The following is a 22,816-nucleotide window of genomic DNA, read 5'->3' as shown; positions in this document are numbered from 1 at the left end:
TGCCGCGGGTTTTCCCATTCACATTGACGGAGCACACCCATGAGCATTTTCGGCAAGATTTTTTCCAAGATTTTCCCGTCGGCCAACGCCGCTGAAGTCGTCGCCGCACCGCCGGCGGCTGCACCCGGCGCGCCGGCCGCTGTCGCACCGCCGCCTGCGATCCCGCTGGGCGACGTGCCCGCCGTCCTGGACGCGATGCCTGGTGCCGCCGGCCTGAACTGGCGCACCTCGATCGTCGACCTGCTCAAGTTGCTGGGCCTGGACAGCAGCCTCGCCGCGCGCAAGGAACTGGCCAGCGAAATCCTCTACAGCGACGGCGAACCGGGTTCGGCCGAATGGAACATCGGCCTGCACAAGCAGGTGATGACCCGCATCGCCGCCAATGGCGGCACGCTGCCTGCCGAACTGCGCGACTGATCGGTCCCGCTACCCACGCAGCAAAAAGCCCGGCATGCAGTCTGTGTAAATAGTCTGCTGGCCGCTTAGATCGAGATGCCCCGCGAGAGCGGGGCATTTTTCATTGGGCGAGCGATTGCCCCAAGGGCCTCAGCCCCGCAGCGCCTGGAGGGCGCTCCCTTCATGTTGAACACCCGCTTCAGGTTGTAGGCCATCACAGCCAGGCTGAACTCCGCACGCGCTCCGCTCGTGTGCCTCATCAGCAATCGCGCATTGCCCAGAATGAGGTACTTGATGCTGGCGAAGGGGTGTTCCACCGTCTGGCGCCTGAGCGCCATCATCCAGGGCTGAGCGGCCAGCCGGCTCGCATTGGCCTCAAGCGCCTCTTCGTGCAGGTGGCGCGAGACGAAGCGCTGGCGCGCCGTGGTGCATTTTGGTTTTTGCTCACAGTCGGCGCAGTCGCTCGGCTGCGCTGCATAGACCACCATCTTGTCCTTGCGCGAGAGCTGCTTGCGCTTTAGGGCACTGCCCGCCGGGCAGGTGAAGCTGTCGCTGGCCGGGTCATAAACGAAGGCGCTGCGCTGGTACAGGTTGCCGCCGCCCTGGTGGTTCACCGAACGCTCGCCCGCCACGTAGCTGGTGATGCCCTGGGCGTCCAAGGCTGCAATGTGCTCCCCATTGGCATAGCCCGCATCGGCCACCACCGTGCAGGGCTGCTGCAGCACCCGGCTGGCCGCCTCGGCCATGGGCTGCAACTGGCGCTGATCGTTCACCTCGCAGACCACCTCGTGCGCCACGATCAGGTGACTTTGCGTCTCCACCGCCGTTTGCAGGTTGTAGCCCGGCTGGCTGTTCAGGCTGCGCATCGGGCGGGCCTCGGGCTCACCGCACACGACGGTGCTCGCGTCGCTGCGCAGGAGTTGCTGGGCTTGGTTGGCGATGGCTCGCCCCTGGGCCTTCAGTCGTTCCAAGGCCGCGCGCACTTCATCGGGCGTACCAGGACCATCGCCGGGCCCATCACCGCCCTGGTCATCCTCGCCGTCCCGGCTGTCCAGCAACCGCAGATAAGCCGCGATCTCCTGCGCATTGCGCTGTGCCTGTGCGGCCAGCTCACGCTGGCCCACCACCGCCTTGCGCGAGGCCACTGCCTGCACCTTGGAGCCATCAATGGCCACTGTCGATCCGCGGATCACCCGGCTGGCCCGCGCGAACTGCACGAAGGCCGCACAACTGGCCACCAGGGCCGCCGTGTTCTGGCGCCTGAACTCGGCGATGGTCTTGTGATCCGGGGCTAGGAGTCCGCGCGGCAGAAGTTTTTCTGCGCCGCTGTGACCCCACGTTGAGTTGTGCGCGCCTCGCAAGCACTCGCGCGGCGCGTTGGCTGTTCTCGAACGACCACAAGGGGCGCCTACTCGGCCTGCCGCAGGCGAGCGGCGCGCGGATTCACCCCCGGCCACGGGCCTCATCTGGCCATCAATGCGCTCATGCGCCGCAGGTTCAGCGCCAGACACACGAGCTTGAACTCGGCCTGGACCTTCTTCAATCCCCGCAGGCTGAACTGCCTGAAGCCCAGCACGCTCTTGATCCACCCGTTGGGCGCCTCCACGATCCACTTCCTCTTGCGGTAGGCCGCCTGGCCTTGGGGCGTCTTCAGCCTGGCATCCATCGCTGCGGTGCGCGGGTATTGTTCGGCGTCGATGTCCAGCGCCTGCTTGCCCTCTCGGCCCAGCGCCACGATCAGCTCGCTCGGGCTGTCCTTGAGCTGCTCGAACACGGCCTGCGAGCGGAAGCCCGCATCCGCCAGCACCTGTAGTGCATCCTCGCCCAGGTTGGCCTTCACCGCGGCCAACAGCACCGGCAGGCGGTCGCTGTCGGCCGCGTTGTTGCCAAGCTCTGCGGCCACCACGATCTGTGCCGCTTCATCCACCGCCGTGTGAGCGTTGTAGCCGTAGTCGTAGCCCCCGCCTGAGCGCTTCATGATCCGACTGTCCGTGTCGGTGAAGCTCTCCTGGGCGCTGTCCTTGGGAACCCCGAAGTCGCGCTTGTAGCGCCCGCCCTTGGGCTTGCCGTCCTTGTCGCGGGTTTGCGTTCGTCGTCGGCGCTGCGCCCGCGGGCCGCATCGGCCTCGCGCTGGCGCTGCTCCAGGCGCAGCTTGGCCTCGGTGATCGCCTTGAGCCGGTCCTCGCGGCGCTTGATCTCCCCGGGAACGTCCAGGTCGGGTTCGTTCTTCTCCAGATCGTCGGCGGCACGCGCTCGGTTGAGCAGGCCGTCGATCTGCGCCTTGAGCTCGCCCTCGGCCTTGACCATGCGGTCATAGCTCATGGCCTTGTGGCGGCTCGCATTCGCCTTGAGCTTGGTGCCGTCCACCGCCACCGTGCCCAGCTTGACCAGGCCGCACTCGCGCGCCAGGCGCACCACCTGCACGAACAGCGCCGCCAGCTCCTGCAGGTGCAGCGCCCGGAAGTCCGAGAGCGTGCGGTGCGCCGGGTAGTTCTCTGCCGCCAGCACCCGCAGGGCCACATCTTCGTGCAGCTTGGCCGCCAGCTTGCGCGAGCTGAAGGTGCCGGTGGCGTAACCGTAGATCAGCACCTTGACCATCATGGCCGGGTGGAACGGCTGGTTGCGCGGCCCGCCCTTGGCATACCGGGCGTGGAAGGCGCTCAGATCCAGGCTGTCCACGCTGTCGCTGATGAAGTACGCCAGATGCCCTTCGGGCAGCCAGTCTTGAAGGGCGTCGGGAAGCAGTCTTTGCTGCTGCGGTTCATAGGGCAGGTAGCTCACGGGCATGCGCCAAATCTATCAAGCCTTCGCGCACTCGTCACGCCTTCTGCCGCGCACGCTCCTAGGCGCCCCAGCAGCCACATGCACTCCACGTTGCGGTGGCACTCGCGCTCCAGGGCCCGCGAGGAACGGATCGCGCTCAGGTAGCCCCAGATGTACAGCCGCAGCAGATCGCCCGGGTCGTAAGGCGGTGTTCCCAGTCGCTGCGCCTGCGCCTTGGCAAAGCCCAGTGCCTTCAGGTCCAGTGCCTGCACCCAGGCATCCACCACTCGAACCAGCGCGTTCTGGTCCACGAGCTCATCGAGCATCAGTGGGAACAACGTTGCCTGTCCCCGTGCCTGTCCGTATCGATGTCCCATTGGTCAGCCTCCAATGAAAAATGCCCCTCAGACAAACGCCTGAAGGGCACTTCTCGCGGACTCAGCGATGACTATTTACACAGACTGCATGCCGGGCTTTTTCTTTGGGGCGACAGTTAGTTGAAGCGCTTCAGGTCCAGCCTGCGTCCACCACGTAGTCCTGCGCGGTGCACATGCGCGAATCGTCGGCCGCAAGAAACAGCGCCATCGCCGCGATGTCTTCCGCCATCACGCGGCCCGGCAGGCACTGCGCCGCATCGATCTCGGCGCCCGACTCGGGCTTCACCCACAGCTGGATCTGCCGCTCGGTCATCACCCAGCCCGGCACGATCGAGTTGACGCGGATGTTCGCCTTGCCCAGGTCGCGCGCCAGCGAGCGCGTGAGGCCGCGCGCGGCGGCCTTGCAGGCCTGGTACACGGGGTAGCCCTTGCCTTTGATCATCCAGCTGATCGAGCCGAAGTTGACGATCGAGCCGCCGCCCAGCGCGCGCATGTCGTCGGCCACCGCCTGCGCGGCAAAGAACTGGTGCTTGAAGTTGACGGCCACGAGGCGGTCGAAGTCGTCGCTCGTCACGTCGGCCAGTTCGTGGCGCCGGTCGTTGGCTGCGTTGTTCAGCAGCACCGACACCGGCCCGAAGCGCTGGCGCACCGCGTCGATGGCGGCGGCGAGCGCGGCCGTGTCGGTCACGTCGCAGGGCACGAACAGCGCGGGGTCTGCGCCTTGCAGCTGCGCGGCAAGCGCGCCGCCGGCGGCGGTGTCGAGGTCGCAGAAGCCGACCTTGGCGCCCTGTGCATGAAAGGCCCGCACCAGCGATTCACCGATGCCGCTGGCGCCGCCCGAGATGAACACGGTGCGGCCGGCCAGCGAAGGGTAGCGGGCGGTGTAGACAGAAGCAGAAGCAGCGGCGGATGTCATGGCCGCAAGCCTACCCCAACACCGCCGCGCCGGTTGTCAGACGCCGCGTGCGCGGTCGGCCTTGAACTGCGCGCGGAACGCCGTGAAGGTGCCCGCGTCGAGCGCCGCGCGAATCTCCGTCATCAGGTTCAGGTAGTAGTGCAGGTTGTGGATGGTGCACAGCATCGGCCCGAGCATTTCGCCGCAGCGGTCGAGGTGGTGCAGGTAGGCGCGGCTGAAGCCTTCGCGTCCGCCGTCGTTCCAGCTCACGCCCGAGGTGCCCGCGCACGCATGGCAGGTGCAGCTCGGGTCGACCGGCTGCGGGTCGCTCTTGTGGCGCGCATTGCGCATCTTCAGGTCGCCGAAGCGCGTGAACATCGTGCCGTTGCGCGCATTGCGCGTGGGCATCACGCAGTCGAACATGTCGACGCCGTCGGCCACGCCCTGCACCAGGTCTTCGGGCGTGCCCACGCCCATGAGGTAGCGCGGCTTGTTCGCGGGCAGCCGGTGCGGCGTGTGGCCCATGATGTGCAGCATCTCTTCCTTGGGCTCGCCGACGCTCACGCCGCCGATGGCGTAGCCGGGGAAGTCCATGTCGACCAGCGCGGCCAGCGACTCTTCGCGCAGGTTCTCGAACATGCCGCCCTGCACGATGCCGAACAGCGCGTTGGGGTTTTCGAGCCGCGTGAATTCGCTCTGGCAGCGCTTGGCCCAGCGCAGGCTCAGCTCCATCGAGATGCGGGCCTCGGCCTCGGTCGTGATGTGGCCCTTGGTGTCGTAGGGCGTGCACTCGTCGAACTGCATCACGATGTCGCTGTTCAGGATGGTCTGGATCTGCATCGAGACCTCGGGCGTGAGGAACAGCTTGTCGCCGTTGACGGGCGACGCGAACTTCACGCCCTCTTCGCTGATCTTGCGCATCGCACCCAGCGACCACACCTGGAAGCCGCCCGAGTCGGTGAGGATGGGCTTGTTCCACTTCTCGAACTGGTGCAGCCCGCCGAAGCTCGCCATCACGTCCAGCCCCGGACGCATCCACAGGTGGAAGGTGTTGCCCAGGATGATCTGCGCGCCCATCTCTTCGAGGCTGCGCGGCATCACGCCCTTGACGGTGCCGTAGGTGCCCACGGGCATGAAGATCGGCGTCTGGACCTTGCCGTGGTTGAGCGTGAGCGTGGCGCGGCGCGCGTGGCTGTCGGGGTCGGTCTTGAGGAGTTCGAAGTTCAGCATGGTCGTCTTCAATCTTTTTGTCGTGCCAGCAGCATGGCGTCGCCGTAGCTGAAGAAGCGGTATTGATGGGCAATGGCGTGGGCATACAGCGCCATCACGCGCTCGTACCCCGCGAAGGCCGAGACCAGCATCATCAGCGTGCTCTTCGGCAAATGGAAGTTGGTCACCAGCACGTCGACGTGTTCGAAGGCGAAGCCCGGCGTGATGAAGATGCGCGTGTCGCCCGTGGCCTCGCCGCTCTTGGCCCACGACTCGAGCGTGCGCACCGTGGTCGTTCCTACGGCAACGACGCGCCCGCCGCGTGCCTTGCATTCGGCGATGGCGCGCTGCGTGGCCTCGGGCACTTCGTAGCGCTCGGCGTGCATCGTGTGCTCGGCGATGTTCTCGGTCTTCACGGGCTGGAAGGTGCCGGCGCCCACATGCAGCGTGACGCTGGCGCGCTGCACGCCGCGCGCTTCGAGTTCGGCCAGCAGGCCTTCGTCGAAATGCAGCGCGGCCGTGGGCGCGGCCACGGCGCCAGGCACGCGTGCGAACACGGTCTGGTAACGGCTCTCGTCGTCGGCCGAGTCGGTGTGCGTGATGTAGGGCGGCAGCGGCACGTGGCCGCAGCGCTGCATCAGCGCATACGGGTCTTCGCCGGCGTCGCTCTCGAAGCCGAAGCGGAACAGCGCACCGTCTTCCTCGGGCCAGCGGCCCAGCAGCGTGGCGCGAAAGCCGCCGACCATCTCGAGCGTGGTGCCGATGGGCGGCTTCTTGCTGACCTTCATGTGCGCGACCACCTCGTGGCCCTGCAGCACGCGCTCGACCAGCAGCTCGAGCTTGCCGCCGGTCGGCTTCTCGCCGAACAGGCGCGCCTTGACCACGCGCGTGTCGTTGAAGACCAGCAGGTCGCCCGCGCGCAGCAGCGAGGGCAGTGCCTTGAAGATGCGGTCGACCGGGGCGTCGCCGGTGCCGTCGAGCAGACGGGAGGCGGTGCGTTCGATGGCCGGGTGTTGGGCCACCAGCTCGGGCGGCAGATGGAAATCGAAATCGGAAAGTGTGAAGGCGCGCATGGTGCTTGAGGGCCGGACGGGCCCGTGCCAAGGAGGCATGGGAAAGAGAAAAAGGCGGAGAGCGGCGATTGTCCCATGGCCCGGAATCACAGCGCCGCGTGAGGGTCGGCCGGGGGTTGCCGAGGCAGAATCGACGCATGGTCGATTCTTCCGTCGCGCGTGTCACGCCAGCCCCTGCCCCTCCTTCCGAAGGCGAGCTCTTCAAGAAGATCCTGGGCGGCGCCTGGATGGGGCTGCACCCTGACATCCGCCGGCGCTTCGACAAAAACCCCCTGCCGGGCAAGGCGCTGCACTACCTGGGCGCGCTCAGCGAGCTGCGCTGCTCGCGCTTCGGCAAGCTGCTGGGGCACCTCACGCAGCCGATGATCCAGGGCGCGCTGATCCCGTACAGCGACAGCCACTTCCCGGTCGAGATCCAGGTCTACGCCCGGCCCGACGACCCGGCCATCTACAAGCAGCGCATCTACCGCCTGCACGGCCGCCAACCGATCCAGTTCACCAGCTTCATGCGCGAGAGCGAACGCGGCGAGGTGCTGGAGTACGTGGGCATGGGGCTGGGCATGAAGCTGGTGCTGAGCGTGGAAGCCAACGGCAGCCTGCATTTCCAGAGCGACGGCTATTTCTGGGAGCTGTTCGGCTGGCGCATTCCGCTGCCGGGCCTGTTCACGCCGGGCAAGACTTTTCTCTGGCACCACAACGAGACGCCCGAGCGTTTCAACATCCGCATCGAGATCCGTCACTGCCTCATGGGCACCACCTTCACGCAGGTCGGCGTGTTCGAAGAAGTGCCGGAGCCGCAGGCGGTGTCCGCATGATCGACACGCACCTGCTGGCCCTGCAGCTCATGGCGGCGCAAGGTGCGCTGGGCGCCTTCGACACGCTCTACCACCACGAAGGCACGGAAGCCCTGCCGCGCCGCGGCACGGCGGGGCGCGAGCTGGCGATCCACGCCACGCGCTCGTCGATCTATTGCGCGCTGTTCCTCGGCCTGTCGGCGTGGGCCTGGCACGGCGCATGGGCGTGGGTGCTGCTCGCGGTGTTCGGTGTCGAGATCGTGCTCACGCTGTGGGACTTCGTGGTCGAAGACGGCAGCCGCCTGCTGCCGCCCACCGAACGCGTCACGCACACGGTGCTGGCCATCAACGCCGGTGCGTTCATCGCGCTGCTGGCGATGAGCGCGGTCGGCTGGGCAGACCAACCGACGGCGATGGTGTGGCAGCCGCACGGCTGGCTCAGCGCCTTCCTGGCGCTGTGCGGCGTGGGCGTCGGCATCTCGGGCCTGCGCGACGGCTTCGCGGCGCGCGCCCTGTTCAAGCAGCAGAAGCAGGCGCAGGTACGCGCCGTCGAGGCGCCGGTGCGCTTCGGCACGAAGCCGCAGCAGGTGCTGGTGACGGGCGGCACCGGCTTCATCGGCCAGATCCTCGTGCGCCATCTTCTGGCCGACGGCCACGCGGTGACGGTGTGGACGCGCGACGCGCGCGCCGCTGCCTGGGGCTTCGGCGGCGCGGTGCGCTGCGTGCAGTCGCTCGACCAGATTCCCGCCGCGGACGCCGTCGACGTGGTCGTCAACCTCGCGGGTGCGCGCATCCTCGGCCAGCGCTGGAGCGCGCGGCGCCAGCAGCAGCTGCTGCAAAGCCGCGAAGGCCTGACGCAGCAACTCGTCGCATGGATGGGCACGCGCCCGCGCAAGCCGTGGCTGCTGCTCTCGGGCTCGGCCATCGGCTACTACGGCGTGCAGCCGCAGGGCGACACCACCGAGCTCGCCGAAGACGCATCGCCGCAGCGCATCTTCATGTCGACGCTGTGCCAGCGCTGGGAGCGGGCCGCGCACGCGGCCGTGGCGCACGGCGTTCGCGTGGCCTGCCTGCGCTTCGGCTTCGTGCTGGGCCACCAGGGCTCGCTGCCGCAGTTGCTGATGCCGGTGCAGCTCGGCATGGGCGGGCGCCTGGGCAGCGGGCGGCAGTGGCTGTCGTGGGTGCATGTGCACGATCTGATTCGCGCGATCGCGCATGTGTGGACGGTGACGGAGTCCGCCACCGACCCTGTCGCCGCGCAGGCCTTCAACGTCACCGCGCCGGGCGCGCTGGGCCAGGAGGCCTTCACCCGCGTCGCTGCCAGTGTGTTGCACCGCCCCTGCTGGATGCCCACGCCCGCTGCGCCCGTGAAGTTGCTGCTCGGCGAGCAGGCCGACCTGCTGCTCGAAGGCCAGCGCGTGGTGCCGGCGCAGTTGCTGCGCACCGGCTTCCAGTTCATGTTCCCCGATGCCCGCAGCGCCTTGACGGACCTTTGCCGTCCACGCTAGAAGCCTTGTCCGTGCCCGCCAAGAAAGAACCGACTCCCCCCGCCGCGCCGGCGCAACCGCCCGGCACCGGCCTGAGCCTCGTGCAGCGCGCGCTGCGCAAGCTCGGCCTCGTGCGCGACATCGACTTCGCGCTCTACCTGCCGATGCGCTACGAGGACGAGACCCGCATCGTGCGCCTCGCCGACACGCGTGACGGCGACATGGCGCAGGTCGAGGGCGTGGTCACCGAGTGCGAGGTGGTGTTCCGCCCGCGCCGCCAGCTCATCGCCACCATCGACGACGGCAGCGACACCTGCCAGCTGCGCTTCTTCAACTTCTATCCCTCGCAGCAAAAGCAATTGGCGGTGGGCGCCAAGGTGCGCGTGCGCGGCGAGATGCGCGGCGGTTTCGTGGGGCGGCAGATCATGCACCCGACCGTCAAGGCGGCCGGAACGGTGCTGCCCAATGCGCTCACGCCGGTGTACTCGACCGTGGCCGGGCTCGCGCAGCCGGTGCTGCGGCGCGAGGTGCGCTCAGGCCTGGCGCGCGCGCTGCTCGACGAAACGATTCCGGTGCAGATCGGCCTGCGCGGCGCGTGGGATTTGCGCAGCGCGCTGAGCTTCCTGCACTACCCGACGCCCGACGTGTCGATCGCCGCGCTCGAAGACCACAGCCACCCGGCGTGGCAGCGCATCAAGGCCGAGGAGCTGCTGGCGCAGCAGCTCTCGCAGTTGCAGGCGCGGCTGGAGCGCGCGGCGCAGCGTGCGCCGGTGCTGCCTTCGTCTACCGAACCCGTGGCGAGTTCACTGCACGCACAACTGCTTGCCGTGCTGCCCTTCGGCCTCACCGGTGCGCAGCAGCGCGTGGGCGAGGAGATCACGGCCGACCTGCACCGCCAGATTCCGATGCACCGCCTGCTGCAGGGCGACGTGGGCTCGGGCAAGACCGTGGTCGCGGCGCTGGCGGCGGCGCGTGCCATCGACGCGGGTTTCCAGTGCGCGCTGATGGCGCCCACCGAAATCCTCGCGGCCCAGCACTTCGGCAAGCTGGTCGGCTGGCTCGATCCGCTGCTGGCCGAGCGCGGCCTGCGCGTGGCCTGGCTCACGGGCAGCCAGAAGAAGAAGGAGCGCGACGAGATGTCGGCCGCCGTCGAAAGCGGCGAGGCCGCGCTGGTCATCGGCACGCACGCGGTCATCTCGGAAAAGGTGCGCTTCAAGAAACTCGCGCTGGCCATCATCGACGAGCAGCACCGCTTCGGCGTGGCGCAGCGACTGGCGCTTCGCGGCAAGGCCGGCGGCGACCTCGAGCCGCATCTGCTGATGATGAGCGCCACGCCGATTCCGCGCACGCTCGCGATGAGCTACTACGCCGACCTCGACGTGTCGACGCTCGACGAGCTGCCGCCCGGCCGCACGCCCATCGTCACCAAGCTGGTGGCCGACCACCGGCGCGACGAGGTCATCGACCGCATCCAGGCGCAGATCGCACAGGGCCGGCAGGTCTACTGGGTCTGCCCGCTGATCGAGGAGAGCGAGGCGGTCGACCTGCGCAACGCCACCGAGACGCGCGACGAACTCGCTGGCACGCTGGGCGAGCACATCCACGTCGGCCTGCTGCATTCGCGCATGCCCACCGCCGAGAAGCAGGCGGTGATGGCCGCTTTCACCGCGAACGAAATCCAGGTGCTCGTGAGCACCACGGTGATCGAAGTGGGCGTCGATGTGCCCAACGCCTCGCTCATGGTGATCGAGCATGCCGAGCGCTTCGGCCTCTCGCAGCTGCACCAGCTGCGCGGGCGCGTGGGGCGCGGCGCGGCGGCCTCGGCCTGTGTGCTGCTCTATGCGCCGGGCGACAGCGGGCGCGTGGGCGAAGCGGCGCGTGCGCGCCTCAAGGCCATGGCCGAGACCGGCGACGGTTTCGAGATCGCACGGCGTGACCTGGAGATTCGCGGGCCCGGCGAGTTCCTCGGTGCGCGCCAGTCGGGCGCGCCGCTGCTGCGCTTCGCCGACCTCGCGACCGACACGCTGCTGCTCGACTGGGCGCGCGAGCTCGCGCCGGTGATGCTGCAGAAGCACCCCGAGCTGGCGCAGCGCCACATCGACCGCTGGCTCGGTACCAAGGCCGAGTACCTCAAGGCCTGAGGCCGATCAGGCCGGGCGTCGCGTGAAGGCGAGGATCAGCCCGAAGCCGACCATCATGCTGCCGCTGATGCGGTTGAACCAGCGCATCGCGCGGCTGCCGTTGGCCAGCCGGCGCATGCGCGCGCCGAGCAGCGCATACAGCGCGATCGCGACCAGCTCGAACACCAGGAAGGTCACGCCCAGCAGCAGGTAGCTCGACGCATACGCGCCGGACACCACGAACTGCGGGAAGAAGGCGGTGAACACCAAAATCGCCTTCGGGTTGCCGGCCGCCACGGTGAACTCCTGGCGCACCAGCGCGCGCATCGACGGCGGCGCGGCTTCGTGCGCCTGCACTTCGGCGGTGGGCGCCGGCGCGCGCAGCAGCCGAATGCCGATCCACACGAGGTACGCCGCGCCGATGTACTTGATGACATCGAAGGCCAGCTCCGACGCCACCAGCACCGCGCCCATGCCCAGGCCCGCGATAGCGATCATGACCGCGAAGGCCACGAGCCGGCCGCTCGCCGCGATGACCGCCGGCGACACGCCGTGCTTCGCGCCGTTGGTCACCGACAGCAGGTTGTTGGGGCCGAACGCCATGTTGATGGCGAAGCAGGCGGGGAGGAACAGCAGGTAGGCAGACAGGGTCATGGCGCATCCGGCGGCGGGTGTGGCGGGGGGACCATTATTTCAGCAGTCCGGGGTGGCGCGCCGCTCTGTCTGCGGTGCTCGTTTGCCCCTCACGCGCACCCCACGAATCACCGAGGCGCTGCTGTTCGGCGTTGGCAGGCGCGTCCTTCATCTCGCGGGTTTGCACCAATTTCATGGCGAACATGGTGGGGCATCATTCATTTAATTGTTCAACAAAACATCAATCAAATCTCAACCAAGATCAAATGGTTGAGGCCTAGATGCATGGTCGTGTTGACCAATTTCCGAGGCTCACGGCGACCGGCCGCGAGGCTTTCCTTGTTTGCACACATCACATTCATGGGAGCGATTCGTCATGGCAAGCGATTTTCATCCGAGCCCCTCCGCGGGGGACGACTGCGAAGCGAAGGGCGCGGCGGGCGTCTCGCAGGGCGGCGTCTCCTGGCGTCGGAATGCACTGGGGCTGGGCATCTGCGCGGCGGTACTGGCGGGATGCGGAGGTGGTGGCGGAGGTGGCGGGCCTGACCCGGCCACCGTCGCGGCCATGGCCGCAGCGATCGCCGCTGCCAACGCACCGCCGCCCGCACCGCCACCCACGACGAATCCCCCACCACCCGCGCCGCCGGCGATCCAGGCCAAGTGCGCGATGGACACCGGCGTCGCGGCCTCGTACGAAGAGCAGCGCCTGCCCAACAAGCTCAGCGCCAGCGACGCGGCGAGCTTCTCGCAGCAGCTGCTGCAGGCCAGCGGCTTCGACAAGTTCGGACCGGCGTTCGCGCTCAAGCTGTGCAAGGAGGGCCTTGCCGGCGCGTCGAGCTACGACGCAGCCGTGGCCCTGCTGAAGGCCGAGGGCCAGCAGCTGTGGCAGGCCGCGGTGGACCGGGTGCAGGGCCGCAAGGTCGAGGGCAGCCTGCCGCAGAGCGACGACCGCATGCTGTACTGGGCGCGGCTGACCATGACGCTCGCGCTGCGCCAGTGGAAGCCCGACTTCCCGCTCGACGACGCACAGCGCGCCGCACTGGAGAACGAATTCGAGCGCGCGTCGCGCGGCCAGTACGCGATCGACTTCCCGGAAGGCGCGGGCCACAAGCGCATCCTGGTCAGCGGCTTCGATCCCTTCACGCTGGGCACGCCGGGCGTCCACGACAACCCGAACATCCGCATCGGCAATCCCTCGGGCGCGACCATCCTCTCGCTGGACGGCAACACCGTGGCGCTGGGCGACGGCACCACAGCCGTCATCCGCACCTTCATCCTGCCCGTGAACTACCCGCCCTTCCTGCAGGGCATGCAGGAAGACACGCTGGGGCCGTGGTTCAAGCCCGGGCCCAAGCGCGTGGACGCGTCCATCTCCATGAGCCAGGGCGGCGGTGCCTTCCACCTGGAGCACTTCAACGGCCGCTACCACCTGGCCAGCATTCCGGGCAACGACAACGTCTGGCCCGCCTGCATGGACGGCGACAGGTTTCCGTCGGTGCTCGACTGCGACATCTATCCGCCGGAGCGCTGGCTCGGCTTCCTGCCGCGGCCCTGGGCCAAGGAGGCGCCACCGCAGTTCACGGTGTCGACGCTGCCGTTCCAGGCCATGATCGACGCGAAGACGGGCGAGGGCGTCATCAACCGCGACACCGGCACGCCCGGCGGCTGGGACGTGCTGCGGCGCGACACCTACACCGTGCAGCCGTGCAAAAAAGACGCGCTGGGCCCGCTGGACAACAACTGCGCCAGCCGGGGCGGCGGTGGCAACTACCTCTCCAATGCGAGCGCGTACCGCAACACGCTGCTGCGCGACACCTTCAAGCTGAACATTCCCGCCGGGCACATCCACACGCCGGTCATGACGCGCTTCGGCGCGGGCAGCGACGGCAAGATCACGGATGCAACCTTCGAGGGCTTCCGCGATGCCATCGTGGCCCAGGGCCGCAACCTGGTGATCGCAATGGCGAAGACCCTGTCGGCGCCAGCACCCTGACAACGTTGCATCACAAGAAGGCATGGACATGAAACACCAACTCTTCATCGGCATCGTCGGCCTGGCGCTGTCGGGCGCGGCCCTGGCGCAACCCACCGAGAGCTTCTACCTGATGCGCAACAAGGTCAGCGGCAAGGCCGTCTGCGCGCAGCATCCGATCAGCCCCGACTGGGTGCGCGAGGCCGGCCCGTTCAAGGACCAGGACTGCAAGGTCGCGGACAAGCCCGAGCCCCGGCGCTCCGACCTGCCGGCCAGCCCGCTCGAGCTGGCCCCCAAGAAGAAGGAATAGCCGGCTCGGCCCCTTGGCCGTCGGCGCCACGGCGTGCATGCACTGCACGCCGCGGCTTCGCCTTGCGCATTCGTTTCCTCTCTCTCTCTGTCCCTTTTCCCCCTTTGAACTCCTGGAGCGTTTCCATGCGAAATCCCTACGCGCACGCCGTCGTCACTGCCTTCGCGGGCCTGGCCTTCTCCCTCGGCGCCCACGCCCAGACCAAGTGGGACCTGGCCAATGCCTACCCCGCGACCAACTACCACACCGAGAACATCACGCAGTTCGCCAAAGACGTGGACGCAGCCACCGGCGGCAAGCTGAAGATCACGGTGCACGCGAACGCGTCGCTGTTCAAGGCGCCCGAGATCAAGCGCGCCGTGCAAAGCGGCCAGGCCCAGGCCGGCGAGATCCTGCTGGCCAACTACGCCAACGAGAACCCGATCTACGCACTGGACGGCGTGCCCTTCCTGGCCACCACCTATCCCGAGGCCCGCAAGCTCTACGACGCCTCCAAGCCGGCGATGGACAAGCTGCTCGCAGCCCAAGGCATCAAGGTGCTGTTCGTGGTGCCGTGGGCACCGCAAGGCATCTATTCCAAGAAAGAGGTTGCCTCGGTGGCCGACCTGCGCGGCATCAAGTGGCGCGCCTACAGCCCGGCCACGGCCAAGATCGCTGAACTCATCGGCGCGCAGCCGGTGCAGATCCAGCAGGCCGAGCTCAGCGCCGCCATGGCCACCGGCGTGATCGAGAGCTACATGAGCTCGGGCTCCACCGGCTACGACACCAAGACCTTCGAGCACATCAAGAACTTCTACGACACGCAGGCCTGGATTCCGAAGAATGCGATCCTCGTGAACGCCAAGGCCTTCGATGCGCTCGACGCCGCCGGCAAGGCAGCCGTCACCAAGGCCGCCGCCGACGCCGAAGCGCGCGGCTGGAAGGTCGCGCAGGAGAAGAACGACGAGTACAAGCGCCTCTTGGCCGAGCGCGGCATGAAGATCCACAAGCCCTCGCCCAAGCTGGACACCGATATGCGCCAGGTCGGCGGCATCATGCAGGCCGACTGGCTCAAGGCGGCTGGTGCCGATGGGGCCGCCATCGTCGACACCTATAAAAAGAAGTAAGCCGTGCGCCGCTTCCTCGACCGTCTGTATGACGGTGCAGGCGCTCTCGGTGCGTTCTGCGTTTTCCTGATCTTCGTGCTGATGATCGTGGCGGGCGTGGGCCGCCAGATGAACTGGCACGTGAGCGGGCTCAACGACATCGTCTCCTGGCTGTGCGCGGCTGCAGCCTTCTTTGCGATGGCGCATGCGTTCCGGCATGGTGACTTCGTTCGCGTGACGCTGCTGCTGGACGCGGTGCCGCTGAAAGTGCGGCGTGTGCTCGACGTGGCCTGCCTGCTGATCGCGGCGGTATCGGTCGCCTACCTGACCTACTGGGCCACCAGCTTCACGTACGAAAGCTACGAGTTCGCGGAGATGGCCACAGGGTTGGTGGTCATTCCGATCTGGATTCCGCAGTCCGCCTTCATGATCGGCTGTTGGCTGCTCTTGATCGCCATGCTCGATGAGCTGGTGGGCGTGGTGCGCGGTGAGAAACCGAGCTACCAGCGGGCCATCGAAGAGCGGCACGCAGCCGGCGATTTTTCCTCCGACCTCTGAACGCACGCCATGCTCGAAACACTGCTCATGGGCGCGCTCTTGCTCGCCATCATGCTTCTCTTGCTGGCTGGTGGCGTGTGGATCGCCATGACCCTGGCCATCGTCGGCTGGGTCGGCCAGGCCTTCTTCACCAACACGCTGCCCGGCAAGAACCTGTTCTCGGCCTTCTGGGAAAGCAATGCCAGCTGGGAGTTGGCGGCGCTGCCCCTGTTCATCTGGATGGGCGAGATCCTCTTCAGAACCAAGCTCAGCGAAGAGATGTTCGAGGGCTTGAGGCCGTGGCTCAACCGCGTGCCCGGCCGATTGATGCACACCACCATCCTCGGCTGCGGCGTGTTCGGCTCGGTGTCGGGCTCCTCGGCCGCCACCTGCGCGACCATCGCCAAGGTGGCGCTGCCCGAGCTCAAGCGCCGCGGCTATGACGAGAAGCTGGCCATCGGCTCGCTGGCCACGGCCGGCACGCTGGGCATCCTGATCCCGCCGTCGATCACGATGGTGGTGTATGCCGTGGCGGCCGACGCTTCCATCATCCGCATCTTCCTGGCCGGCTTCCTGCCGGGTTTTTTGCTGATGCTGCTGTTCTCGGGCTACATCGCCTGGTGGAGCCTGCGCCATCCGGACAAGGTGCCGCCGGCCGACCCGCCGACCACCTTCATGCAGAAGATCCGGCTGTCGGGCAACCTCATTCCCTGCGCGCTGCTGATCGTGTTCATCGTCTGGGTGCTGGTGGCCGGCTGGGCCACGGCCACCGAGTGTGCGGCCTTCGGCGTGCTGGGCTCGCTGGCGATTGCGGCCTACGGACGCAGCCTCACCTGGCAGAACTTCAAGGACGGGATCATGGGCGCCACGCGCACCAGCTGCATGATCATGTTCATCCTGGCCGGCGCGGCCTTCCTCACCAAGACCATGGCCTTCACCGGCATCCCGCGCGAGCTGGCCGAGTGGGTCGACAGCATGCACCTGTCGCCCTACGCGCTGATCGGTGCGCTGGTGGTGGTGTACCTGGTGCTGGGCACGGCGCTGGACGGCATCTCGATGATCGTGCTGACCAGCGCGGTGGTGCTGCCGATGATCCAGAAGGCGGGCTTCGACCTGGTCTGGTTCGGCATCTTCGTGGTGCTGCTGGTCGAGATCGCCGAGGTCACGCCGCCGGTGGGCTTCAACCTGTTCGTGCTGCAGAACATGACCGGCAAGGACAGCAACGTGATCGCCAAGGCAGCCATCCCGTTCTTCTTCTGCCTCGTGCTGTGCATCGCGCTGATCACGCTGTTCCCGGGTATCGTCACGATCCTGCCCGATCTGATGATGGGCAAGGAGCGCTAACGCAGCAGCCCGCGCGGCGCAGGCGAATCAGCCGTCGACGCCACTTTCGGGCATCTGCCGCGCATACACCGCGAGCACGATGCGCTCGGAGTGGATGAGGTAGTCGTTCAGCGCCGCCGAGCCTTCGGCGAACTTGCCGGCCTCGATGAGCTCGAGCAGCTTGGTGTTCATGTCCACGTAGGGCGCGTGCAAAAACTCCGGGTCTTTCAGCAGCCCGAAGGCCAGCCGCAGCTCGACCAGGATGTGGGCGAACAGCACGTTGAGCCGCTCGCTGTCGGCCAGCTCCACGATGCCCTTGTGGAACTCCATGTTGGCCGTGCCCACGCCCAGCCAGTCGCCGGCGTCGCGGCATTTCAGCGCCATCTCGACCGCCTCGCGCATGTGCTTCTTGGCGGGGTGGCGCGGGTAGGCCTGCGCCAGCGCCTGGCACTCGATGAGCCGGCGCACGCGGTAGATGTCGATGATCGACGCGATGCTCGGCACCGCCACGAACACGCCGCGGTTGGGCGCGTGCTTGAGCAGGCCTTCCTTGGTCAGCGTGCGGAACACCTCGCGCAGCGTGTTGCGCGAAATCTCCAGGCTGTCGGCCAGCGCGGCCTCCGACAGCCGCTGCCCCGGCGAGAACTCGCCCTTCACGATCTTCTGGCGGATCAGCTCGGCCACGCGGTCGTTGAGCGTGAGCGCACCGGCGGCCGGCGAGGCGGGGGAAGTGGGGGAATCCAGTCGGGTCATGCCGGTCGGTCGGAGGGGAAAAGGGAGGGGCGCAGCGAGCCTGCGTTGTAACAGACAGCCCCCGTGCCACGCCGCGCCGGTGCACCGAAACGCGCCCGTTTCAGGGTTTTCATGGGGGTATGTAGGCACTGTTGTTGGGCACACTACATTAAATTGTTCAACAACTTGTTTGAAATGAGTGATTCATAAGAAATGAATTGCTCATTCATTGGCATGAGGTTTGCATCAATCGACCGCACCGGTGCCCCTGCGCCGGTGTTTTGCATTGCAACGAAAGACCAACCATGACACCTGAAGTCCCCCTGTGGCCGCTGATCGGCGTGGCCGTGATCATTGCGGGGTTCATCCTGCGCTTCAATCCGATGCTGGTCGTGATCGTCACGGCCATCGTGACGGCGTTTGCCGCGGGCTTCAGCCCGATGGCGATCCTCACGGCCATCGGCACCGGCTTCATCAAGACGCGCAACCTGCCGCTGATCATTCTTCTGCCGCTGGCGGTGATCGGCCTGCTGGAGCGCCACGGCCTGCGCCAGCACGCGCAGAACTGGATCAGCCGCATCAAGTCGGCCACCGCCGGCCGCCTGCTGATCGTCTACCTCGCCGCGCGCGAACTCACGGCGGCCATGGGCCTGACCAGCCTGGGCGGCCATCCGCAGATGGTGCGTCCGCTGCTCGCGCCGATGGCCGAAGGCGCCACCGAAGCGCGCTACGGCAAGCTGCCCGATCGCATCCGCCACAAGCTGCGCGCCTACGCTGCGGCCACCGACAACGTGGGCCTGTTCTTCGGCGAAGACATCTTCGTGGCCTTCGGCGCCATCGTGCTCATGACCACCTTCCTGCACGAAGCGGGCATCGACGTGGAGCCGCTGCACATCGCGATGTGGGGCATTCCGACGGCCATTGCCGCTTTCATCATCCACGCCTGGCGCCTGCGCCGGCTCGACCAGGCGCTGGCCCGTGAGCTGGGTGGCGCCGCACAGGCCGACGCCGCCGTTGCCACTGCCGTGCCCGCCAAGGAAGGACGCTGATCATGATTCTCTCGATCCAGCACCTGTACCTTCTGGTCGGCGTCATCCTCGCCATCACGGCCGTGATGACGCTGGCCGACCGCCAGCACCCCAAGCGCTACACCAGCGCGCTCTTCTGGGGCATCTATGCGCTGGTCTTCCTGATCGGCGACAAGCTGCCGCCCGCGCTGGTCGGCGTCGGCGCGATCGGCATGGCCGTCATTGCCGGCCTGCGCGGCGTCGGCGCGGGCAAGCACCGCGAACCCACCCCGGAGCAGTACCAGGCCAGCGCCACGCGCCTGGGCAACAAGCTGTTCATTCCGGCACTGGCGATCCCGCTGGTCACCGTGATCGGCACCGTGGGCATGAGCCACATCAAGCTCGGCGGCACGCTGCTGCTCGACCCCAAGAACACCACGCTGGTGAGCCTGGGCATCGGCTGCGTGGTGGCGCTCGCGTTGGCCTGCTGGTTGACGCGCGAGACGCCCGTGCAGGGCATGCGCGAGTCGCGCCGCCTGACCGACGCGCTCGGCTGGGCCGTGGTGCTGCCGCAGATGCTCGGCATGCTGGGCCTGGTGTTCTCCGACGCCGGCGTGGGCAAGGCGGTGGCGCACATCACCACCAGCTACATCAACATGGACATCCGCTTCGTCGCCGTCGCGGTGTACGTGCTGGGCATGGCCCTCTTCACGATCATCATGGGCAACGGCTTCGCGGCCTTCCCGGTGATGACGGGCGGCGTCGGCGTGCCGGTGCTGGTGGGCGTGTACCACGGCGACCCGGCCGTGATGGCGGCCATCGGCATGTTCTCGGGCTACTGCGGCACGCTCATGACGCCGATGGCGGCCAACTTCAACATCGTGCCCGCGGCCCTGCTGGAGCTGCCCGACAAGAACGCGGTGATCAAGGTGCAGATACCGACCGCGGCCGCGCTGCTGGTGGTCAACATCTTCCTGCTGTACTTCCTGATGTTCCGCTGAGGCACTGCGCATGACGATCGCCGCCACCGATGCGAAGGCACGCCGCGTGCTGCTCGCGGGCTTCGAGCCCTTCGAGAACGACCCGGTCAACCCCGCCTGGGAGATTGCCCGCGCGCTCGACGGCTGGGCCTGCGAAGGCGCCGTGGTGCAGGCGGTGCAACTGCCCTGCGTGTTCGGCCGCGCCATCGACACGCTCGACGCCGCATTGACCGGCTCGCCCCTGCAGCTGGTGCTGTGCATCGGCGCGGCGGGTGGGCGCACCGAAATCTCGATGGAGCGCGCCGCGCTGAACATCGACGACGCGCGCATTCCCGACAACGCCGGACAGCAGCCCATCGACCTGCCCGTGGTCAAGGACGGCCCGGCGGCCTACTTCTCGACGCTGCCGATCAAGGCCATGGTGCGCGACATGCGCGCGGCGGGCCTGCCTGCGGCCGTGTCGAACAGCGCCGGCACCTTCGTGTGCAACCACATCTTCTACGCGCTGATGCACCGGCTCGCGACACGCCCGGCGCTGGCGCACACGCGCGGCGGCTTCGTCCACGTGCCCTACCTGCCCGAGCAGGCGTCCTCGAAGCCCGGCGTGGCGAGCATGGCGCTGGACGCGCAGGTGGAAGCCTTCCGCGTGGCGATTCGCACCGCGCTCACCGTGCGCAACGACGTGCGCGAAACCGCCGGCCGGCTGCATTGACCTGACCCAAGGCGTGCACGCATGCGCGCCGGAGACCTTCGATGAACATCGACTTGAACAGTGACCTCGGCGAGAGCCTCGGCGTCTGGCGCATGGGCGACGACGCCGCCATGCTCGACATCGTCAGCAGCGCCAACGTGGCCTGCGGCTTCCACGCCGGCGATCCCGCGGGCATCCTGCGCACGCTGCGCCAGGCGAAGGAGCGCGGCGTTGCCGTGGGCGCCCACGTGGCCTACCGCGACCTCGTCGGCTTCGGCCGCCGCAACATGGACGTCGACAGCGCCGACCTGCGCGCCGACGTGATCTACCAGATCGGCGCATTGAAGGGCCTGGCCGCCGCAGCCGGCACAGACGTGCGCTACGTGAAGCCGCACGGTGCGCTGTACAACACCATCGCACACGACGAGCGCCAGGCGCGCGACGTCATCGCCGCCCTCCGCGAGATCGACGCCAGCCTGGTCCTTGTCGCGCTCGCGGGCTCGCCGCTCGTGGGTTGGGCCGAGGCGCAGGGCCTGCGCGTGGTGGCCGAGGCCTTTGCCGACCGCGCCTACACGCCGCAAGGCACGCTGGTGTCGCGCCGCGAACCCGGTGCCGTGCTGCACGACGCGAACGACGTGGCCGAGCGCATGCTGCGGTTGGCGAACGAAGGCACCGTCACCGCCATCGACGGCAGCGTGGTGCGCATCCGCGCCGATTCGATTTGTGTGCATGGCGACAGCCCCGGCGCGGTCGAGATGGCGCGCCGCGTGCGCGAGAGGCTCGTGCAGGCCGGCGTGACGATCCGCCCCTTCACCGAGGCAGCGACCGCATGACGACGTCGATGCGCTTTCTGCCCGTCAATCTGAATGCGGTGCTGGTCGAGCTCGACGACCTGGCGCAGACGCTCGCGCTGCTGGCCTCGCTGCGCGCAGAGCCCATCGCCGGCATCGAAGAGCTGGTGCCCGCTGCGCGCACGATCCTCATCACCTTCCGGCCCGCCGTGCTGTCGGCGGCTGCATTGGCCCACGCCGTGCGCCAGCGAAAGCTCGACGCCCGCGAGACGCGCGTCGACAAGCGCATCGAGATTCCCGTGCGCTACGACGGCGACGACATCGCCGAAGTGGCCGGCCTGCTCGGCATCACGCCCGACGAGCTGGTGCGCCGCCACACCGGCAGCGACTACACCGTCGCCTTCACCGGCTTCGCGCCCGGCTTCGCCTACCTGAGCGGCGGCCACCCGAGCCTGAACGTGCCGCGCCGCGCCGTGCCGCGCACCCGCATCCCTGCAGGCGCCGTCGGGCTCGCGGGCAGCTTCAGCGGCGTGTATCCGCAGGCCAGCCCCGGCGGCTGGCAGATCATCGGCGTGACGGACACGCCCATGTGGGATCTGTCGCGCGAGACGCCGGCGCTGCTGCAGCCTGGTGACACGGTGCGCTTTGTCGATGCCACGGCGTTGAAGGTGGCGCTGCCGGTGGTCGCGCAAGTTGTCGCAGCGCCCGCGTCTGCAGCCATCGAAGGCGGCAGCGCCTTCGAGGTCCGCGCCGCTGGCTTGCAGGCGCTGTGGCAGGACGGCGGTCGTCATGGCCAGGCCCGGCAGGGCGTGTCTGCCTCCGGCGCGATGGACCAGCGCTCGCTGCAGGCGGCGAATCGCCTCGTCGGCAATGCGTCGGACATGGCCTGCCTCGAGCTGGCGTATGGCGGCTTCCAGTTCGTCTGCCGCGGCGACGCCGTGATGGCGGTCACCGGCGCCGACGGCCCGCTCACGCTGACCCGCGCCGATGGCGCGCAATGGCCACTGCCGCGCTACCAGCCCGTCGCACTGGCCGATGGCGACGCCGTCACCTTTGGCGAACCGGTCGCCGGCATCCGCAGCTACCTAGCCGTGCGCGGCGGCTTTGCCGTGACGCCCGTGCTCGGCAGCTGTGCAACCGACACGCTGGCCCGCATCGGCCCGCCCGCCGTGGCCGTGGGTGATGTGCTGCCTGTGCGCAGCGTTGCCATCGGCGCCGTCGTCGGTGCCACCGAAGCGCCGCCGTCCGACCTGCCCACCGTGCAGGACGAAGTTGTGCTCGACATCGTGCTCGGCCCGCGCACCGACTGGTTCACTGCCGACGCCGTCGAGCGCCTGTGCAGCCAGCCGTGGGTGGTGACGCCGCAGTCCAACCGCGTCGGCATCCGCCTGAATGCGGAGCAGCCGCTCGTGCGCTCGAACACCGCCGAGCTGCCCAGCGAGGGCACGGCGCGCGGCTCGATCCAGGTGCCGCCCAGCGGCCAGCCTGTGCTGTTCTTGGCCGACCACCCGCTCACTGGCGGTTACCCCGTGATTGCGTCGGTCGCCACTCACCACCTGGACCGTGCGGGGCAGATCCCCGTGAACGCCCACGTCCGCTTCCAACCGATGGCCGGCCAGCATGGCCCCATCGAACTTTGAG

At 67.9% G+C, this 22,816-nt stretch carries 22 protein-coding genes and 1 pseudogene; 14 read left to right on the top strand and 9 right to left on the bottom strand.

Annotated elements, in window-relative coordinates; all coding sequences use genetic code 11:
* Window positions 1-39: 39 nt before the first annotated feature.
* Window positions 40-417: a DUF3597 domain-containing protein gene (locus IG196_RS29515; protein WP_192194080.1), complete on the top strand. Its 378-nt coding sequence runs from the start codon at window positions 40-42 to the stop codon at window positions 415-417.
* 65 nt (window positions 418-482) lie between these two features.
* Here the strand turns inward: IG196_RS29515 and IG196_RS29510 are convergent, their stop codons facing one another.
* The 6 genes and pseudogenes from IG196_RS29510 to queA all read right to left on the bottom strand — a co-directional run bounded on the left by IG196_RS29510 (window position 483) and on the right by queA (window position 6,713).
* A complete protein-coding gene (locus tag IG196_RS29510; protein ID WP_192194079.1) occupies window positions 483-1,541 on the bottom strand; it encodes a transposase in 1,059 nt (352 codons plus the stop codon).
* A gap of 317 nt (window positions 1,542-1,858) precedes the next feature.
* A pseudogene (locus IG196_RS29505) lies at window positions 1,859-3,183 on the bottom strand (IS1182 family transposase).
* On the bottom strand, window positions 3,174-3,485 hold the full coding sequence (locus IG196_RS29500) for a transposase (RefSeq protein ID WP_192194078.1): 312 nt from the start codon (window positions 3,483-3,485) through the stop codon (window positions 3,174-3,176). The pseudogene IG196_RS29505 and the gene IG196_RS29500 overlap by 10 nt, the downstream one beginning before the upstream one ends.
* A gap of 181 nt (window positions 3,486-3,666) precedes the next feature.
* Complete coding sequence (locus IG196_RS29495; RefSeq protein WP_099793911.1) at window positions 3,667-4,452, bottom strand: SDR family NAD(P)-dependent oxidoreductase; 786 nt, start codon at window positions 4,450-4,452, stop codon at window positions 3,667-3,669.
* Between the two features lie 36 nt (window positions 4,453-4,488).
* Complete coding sequence (gene tgt, locus IG196_RS29490; protein WP_099793909.1) at window positions 4,489-5,661, bottom strand: tRNA guanosine(34) transglycosylase Tgt; 1,173 nt, start codon at window positions 5,659-5,661, stop codon at window positions 4,489-4,491.
* An 8-nt stretch (window positions 5,662-5,669) separates the two neighbouring features.
* On the bottom strand, window positions 5,670-6,713 hold the full coding sequence (queA, locus tag IG196_RS29485) for a tRNA preQ1(34) S-adenosylmethionine ribosyltransferase-isomerase QueA (protein WP_192194077.1): 1,044 nt from the start codon (window positions 6,711-6,713) through the stop codon (window positions 5,670-5,672).
* 137 nt (window positions 6,714-6,850) lie between these two features.
* Here queA and IG196_RS29480 point away from each other — a divergent pair, with 137 nt between their 5' ends.
* Genes IG196_RS29480 through recG form a run of 3 tightly spaced genes read left to right on the top strand, consistent with a single transcriptional unit; the run spans window position 6,851 to window position 11,135 of the window.
* The gene (locus IG196_RS29480) at window positions 6,851-7,528 is read left to right on the top strand and encodes a DUF4166 domain-containing protein (RefSeq protein WP_153281575.1); all 678 of its coding nucleotides are present in this window, start codon (window positions 6,851-6,853) and stop codon (window positions 7,526-7,528) included.
* Window positions 7,525-9,015 (top strand): TIGR01777 family oxidoreductase, encoded by a 1,491-nt coding sequence (locus IG196_RS29475; protein ID WP_192194076.1) that lies wholly within the window; start codon window positions 7,525-7,527, stop codon window positions 9,013-9,015. The genes IG196_RS29480 and IG196_RS29475 overlap by 4 nt, the downstream gene beginning before the upstream one ends.
* A gap of 11 nt (window positions 9,016-9,026) precedes the next feature.
* Entirely contained in the window at window positions 9,027-11,135 is a 2,109-nt protein-coding gene (gene recG / locus IG196_RS29470) for an ATP-dependent DNA helicase RecG (RefSeq protein ID WP_225616846.1), read from the top strand.
* Between the two features lie 6 nt (window positions 11,136-11,141).
* On the opposite strand, the gene IG196_RS29465 is transcribed toward recG, so the two are convergent.
* Window positions 11,142-11,768 carry a LysE family translocator gene (locus IG196_RS29465; RefSeq protein ID WP_192194074.1) on the bottom strand — a complete coding sequence of 209 codons (627 nt, stop codon included), beginning with the start codon at window positions 11,766-11,768 and terminating at the stop codon, window positions 11,142-11,144.
* A 34-nt stretch (window positions 11,769-11,802) separates the two neighbouring features.
* The gene (locus IG196_RS29460; RefSeq protein WP_192194073.1) at window positions 11,803-11,952 is read right to left on the bottom strand and encodes a hypothetical protein; all 150 of its coding nucleotides are present in this window, start codon (window positions 11,950-11,952) and stop codon (window positions 11,803-11,805) included.
* A 171-nt stretch (window positions 11,953-12,123) separates the two neighbouring features.
* On the opposite strand from IG196_RS29460, the gene IG196_RS29455 reads away from it, so the two are divergent.
* From IG196_RS29455 to IG196_RS29435, 5 genes are all read left to right on the top strand, one after another.
* Window positions 12,124-13,740, top strand: coding sequence for a hypothetical protein (locus IG196_RS29455; protein WP_225616845.1), 1,617 nt, complete (start codon window positions 12,124-12,126; stop codon window positions 13,738-13,740).
* 28 nt (window positions 13,741-13,768) lie between these two features.
* On the top strand, window positions 13,769-14,029 hold the full coding sequence (locus tag IG196_RS29450) for a hypothetical protein (RefSeq protein ID WP_225616844.1): 261 nt from the start codon (window positions 13,769-13,771) through the stop codon (window positions 14,027-14,029).
* Between the two features lie 125 nt (window positions 14,030-14,154).
* On the top strand, window positions 14,155-15,135 hold the full coding sequence (locus IG196_RS29445) for a TRAP transporter substrate-binding protein (RefSeq protein WP_225616843.1): 981 nt from the start codon (window positions 14,155-14,157) through the stop codon (window positions 15,133-15,135).
* Between the two features lie 3 nt (window positions 15,136-15,138).
* Window positions 15,139-15,672: a TRAP transporter small permease gene (locus tag IG196_RS29440; RefSeq protein ID WP_192194072.1), complete on the top strand. Its 534-nt coding sequence runs from the start codon at window positions 15,139-15,141 to the stop codon at window positions 15,670-15,672.
* A 9-nt stretch (window positions 15,673-15,681) separates the two neighbouring features.
* Window positions 15,682-16,995, top strand: coding sequence for a TRAP transporter large permease (locus IG196_RS29435; protein ID WP_192194071.1), 1,314 nt, complete (start codon window positions 15,682-15,684; stop codon window positions 16,993-16,995).
* Between the two features lie 27 nt (window positions 16,996-17,022).
* Here IG196_RS29435 and IG196_RS29430 read toward each other — a convergent pair whose 3' ends face one another.
* Entirely contained in the window at window positions 17,023-17,727 is a 705-nt protein-coding gene (locus IG196_RS29430; RefSeq protein WP_225616842.1) for a GntR family transcriptional regulator, read from the bottom strand.
* A 284-nt stretch (window positions 17,728-18,011) separates the two neighbouring features.
* Between IG196_RS29430 and IG196_RS29425 the strand changes: the two genes are divergently transcribed.
* Genes IG196_RS29425 through IG196_RS29405 form a run of 5 tightly spaced genes read left to right on the top strand, consistent with a single transcriptional unit; the run spans window position 18,012 to window position 22,815 of the window.
* Window positions 18,012-18,755: a DUF969 domain-containing protein gene (locus IG196_RS29425; RefSeq protein ID WP_192194070.1), complete on the top strand. Its 744-nt coding sequence runs from the start codon at window positions 18,012-18,014 to the stop codon at window positions 18,753-18,755.
* A gap of 2 nt (window positions 18,756-18,757) precedes the next feature.
* On the top strand, window positions 18,758-19,714 hold the full coding sequence (locus tag IG196_RS29420) for a DUF979 domain-containing protein (protein ID WP_192194069.1): 957 nt from the start codon (window positions 18,758-18,760) through the stop codon (window positions 19,712-19,714).
* A 10-nt stretch (window positions 19,715-19,724) separates the two neighbouring features.
* Window positions 19,725-20,405 carry a pyroglutamyl-peptidase I gene (gene pcp / locus IG196_RS29415; protein WP_192194068.1) on the top strand — a complete coding sequence of 227 codons (681 nt, stop codon included), beginning with the start codon at window positions 19,725-19,727 and terminating at the stop codon, window positions 20,403-20,405.
* A gap of 41 nt (window positions 20,406-20,446) precedes the next feature.
* The gene (locus tag IG196_RS29410; RefSeq protein WP_192194067.1) at window positions 20,447-21,217 is read left to right on the top strand and encodes a LamB/YcsF family protein; all 771 of its coding nucleotides are present in this window, start codon (window positions 20,447-20,449) and stop codon (window positions 21,215-21,217) included.
* An 8-nt stretch (window positions 21,218-21,225) separates the two neighbouring features.
* Window positions 21,226-22,815 carry an urea amidolyase family protein gene (locus tag IG196_RS29405; RefSeq protein WP_192197187.1) on the top strand — a complete coding sequence of 530 codons (1,590 nt, stop codon included), beginning with the start codon at window positions 21,226-21,228 and terminating at the stop codon, window positions 22,813-22,815.
* Window position 22,816: the final 1 nt, after the last annotated feature.

It is taken from the genome of Variovorax sp. 38R (assembly GCF_014843395.1).
Lineage (GTDB): Bacteria > Pseudomonadota > Gammaproteobacteria > Burkholderiales > Burkholderiaceae_C > Variovorax > Variovorax paradoxus_H.
The sequence above is the reverse complement of the archived record's forward strand: the minus strand, read 5'-3'. Positions and strand labels throughout refer to the sequence as shown.

Bases quoted from the DNA above. Each gene is read 5' to 3' on its own strand.
- IG196_RS29445 (WP_225616843.1), top strand. From the start codon at position 14,155: ATGCGAAATCCCTACGCGCACGCCGTCGTCACTGCCTTCGCGGGCCTG.
- IG196_RS29495 (WP_099793911.1), bottom strand. From the start codon at position 4,452: ATGACATCCGCCGCTGCTTCTGCTTCTGTCTACACCGCCCGCTACCCT.
- IG196_RS29410 (WP_192194067.1), top strand. From the start codon at position 20,447: ATGAACATCGACTTGAACAGTGACCTCGGCGAGAGCCTCGGCGTCTGG.
- IG196_RS29480 (WP_153281575.1), top strand. From the start codon at position 6,851: ATGGTCGATTCTTCCGTCGCGCGTGTCACGCCAGCCCCTGCCCCTCCT.
- IG196_RS29450 (WP_225616844.1), top strand. From the start codon at position 13,769: ATGAAACACCAACTCTTCATCGGCATCGTCGGCCTGGCGCTGTCGGGC.
- IG196_RS29425 (WP_192194070.1), top strand. From the start codon at position 18,012: ATGACACCTGAAGTCCCCCTGTGGCCGCTGATCGGCGTGGCCGTGATC.
- queA (WP_192194077.1), bottom strand. From the start codon at position 6,713: ATGCGCGCCTTCACACTTTCCGATTTCGATTTCCATCTGCCGCCCGAG.
- tgt (WP_099793909.1), bottom strand. From the start codon at position 5,661: ATGCTGAACTTCGAACTCCTCAAGACCGACCCCGACAGCCACGCGCGC.
- IG196_RS29420 (WP_192194069.1), top strand. From the start codon at position 18,758: ATGATTCTCTCGATCCAGCACCTGTACCTTCTGGTCGGCGTCATCCTC.
- IG196_RS29465 (WP_192194074.1), bottom strand. From the start codon at position 11,768: ATGACCCTGTCTGCCTACCTGCTGTTCCTCCCCGCCTGCTTCGCCATC.
- IG196_RS29455 (WP_225616845.1), top strand. From the start codon at position 12,124: ATGGCAAGCGATTTTCATCCGAGCCCCTCCGCGGGGGACGACTGCGAA.
- IG196_RS29405 (WP_192197187.1), top strand. From the start codon at position 21,226: ATGCGCTTTCTGCCCGTCAATCTGAATGCGGTGCTGGTCGAGCTCGAC.
- pcp (WP_192194068.1), top strand. From the start codon at position 19,725: ATGACGATCGCCGCCACCGATGCGAAGGCACGCCGCGTGCTGCTCGCG.
- IG196_RS29460 (WP_192194073.1), bottom strand. From the start codon at position 11,952: ATGTTCGCCATGAAATTGGTGCAAACCCGCGAGATGAAGGACGCGCCT.
- IG196_RS29475 (WP_192194076.1), top strand. From the start codon at position 7,525: ATGATCGACACGCACCTGCTGGCCCTGCAGCTCATGGCGGCGCAAGGT.
- IG196_RS29500 (WP_192194078.1), bottom strand. From the start codon at position 3,485: ATGCTCGATGAGCTCGTGGACCAGAACGCGCTGGTTCGAGTGGTGGAT.
- IG196_RS29515 (WP_192194080.1), top strand. From the start codon at position 40: ATGAGCATTTTCGGCAAGATTTTTTCCAAGATTTTCCCGTCGGCCAAC.
- IG196_RS29430 (WP_225616842.1), bottom strand. From the start codon at position 17,727: ATGACCCGACTGGATTCCCCCACTTCCCCCGCCTCGCCGGCCGCCGGT.
- IG196_RS29435 (WP_192194071.1), top strand. From the start codon at position 15,682: ATGCTCGAAACACTGCTCATGGGCGCGCTCTTGCTCGCCATCATGCTT.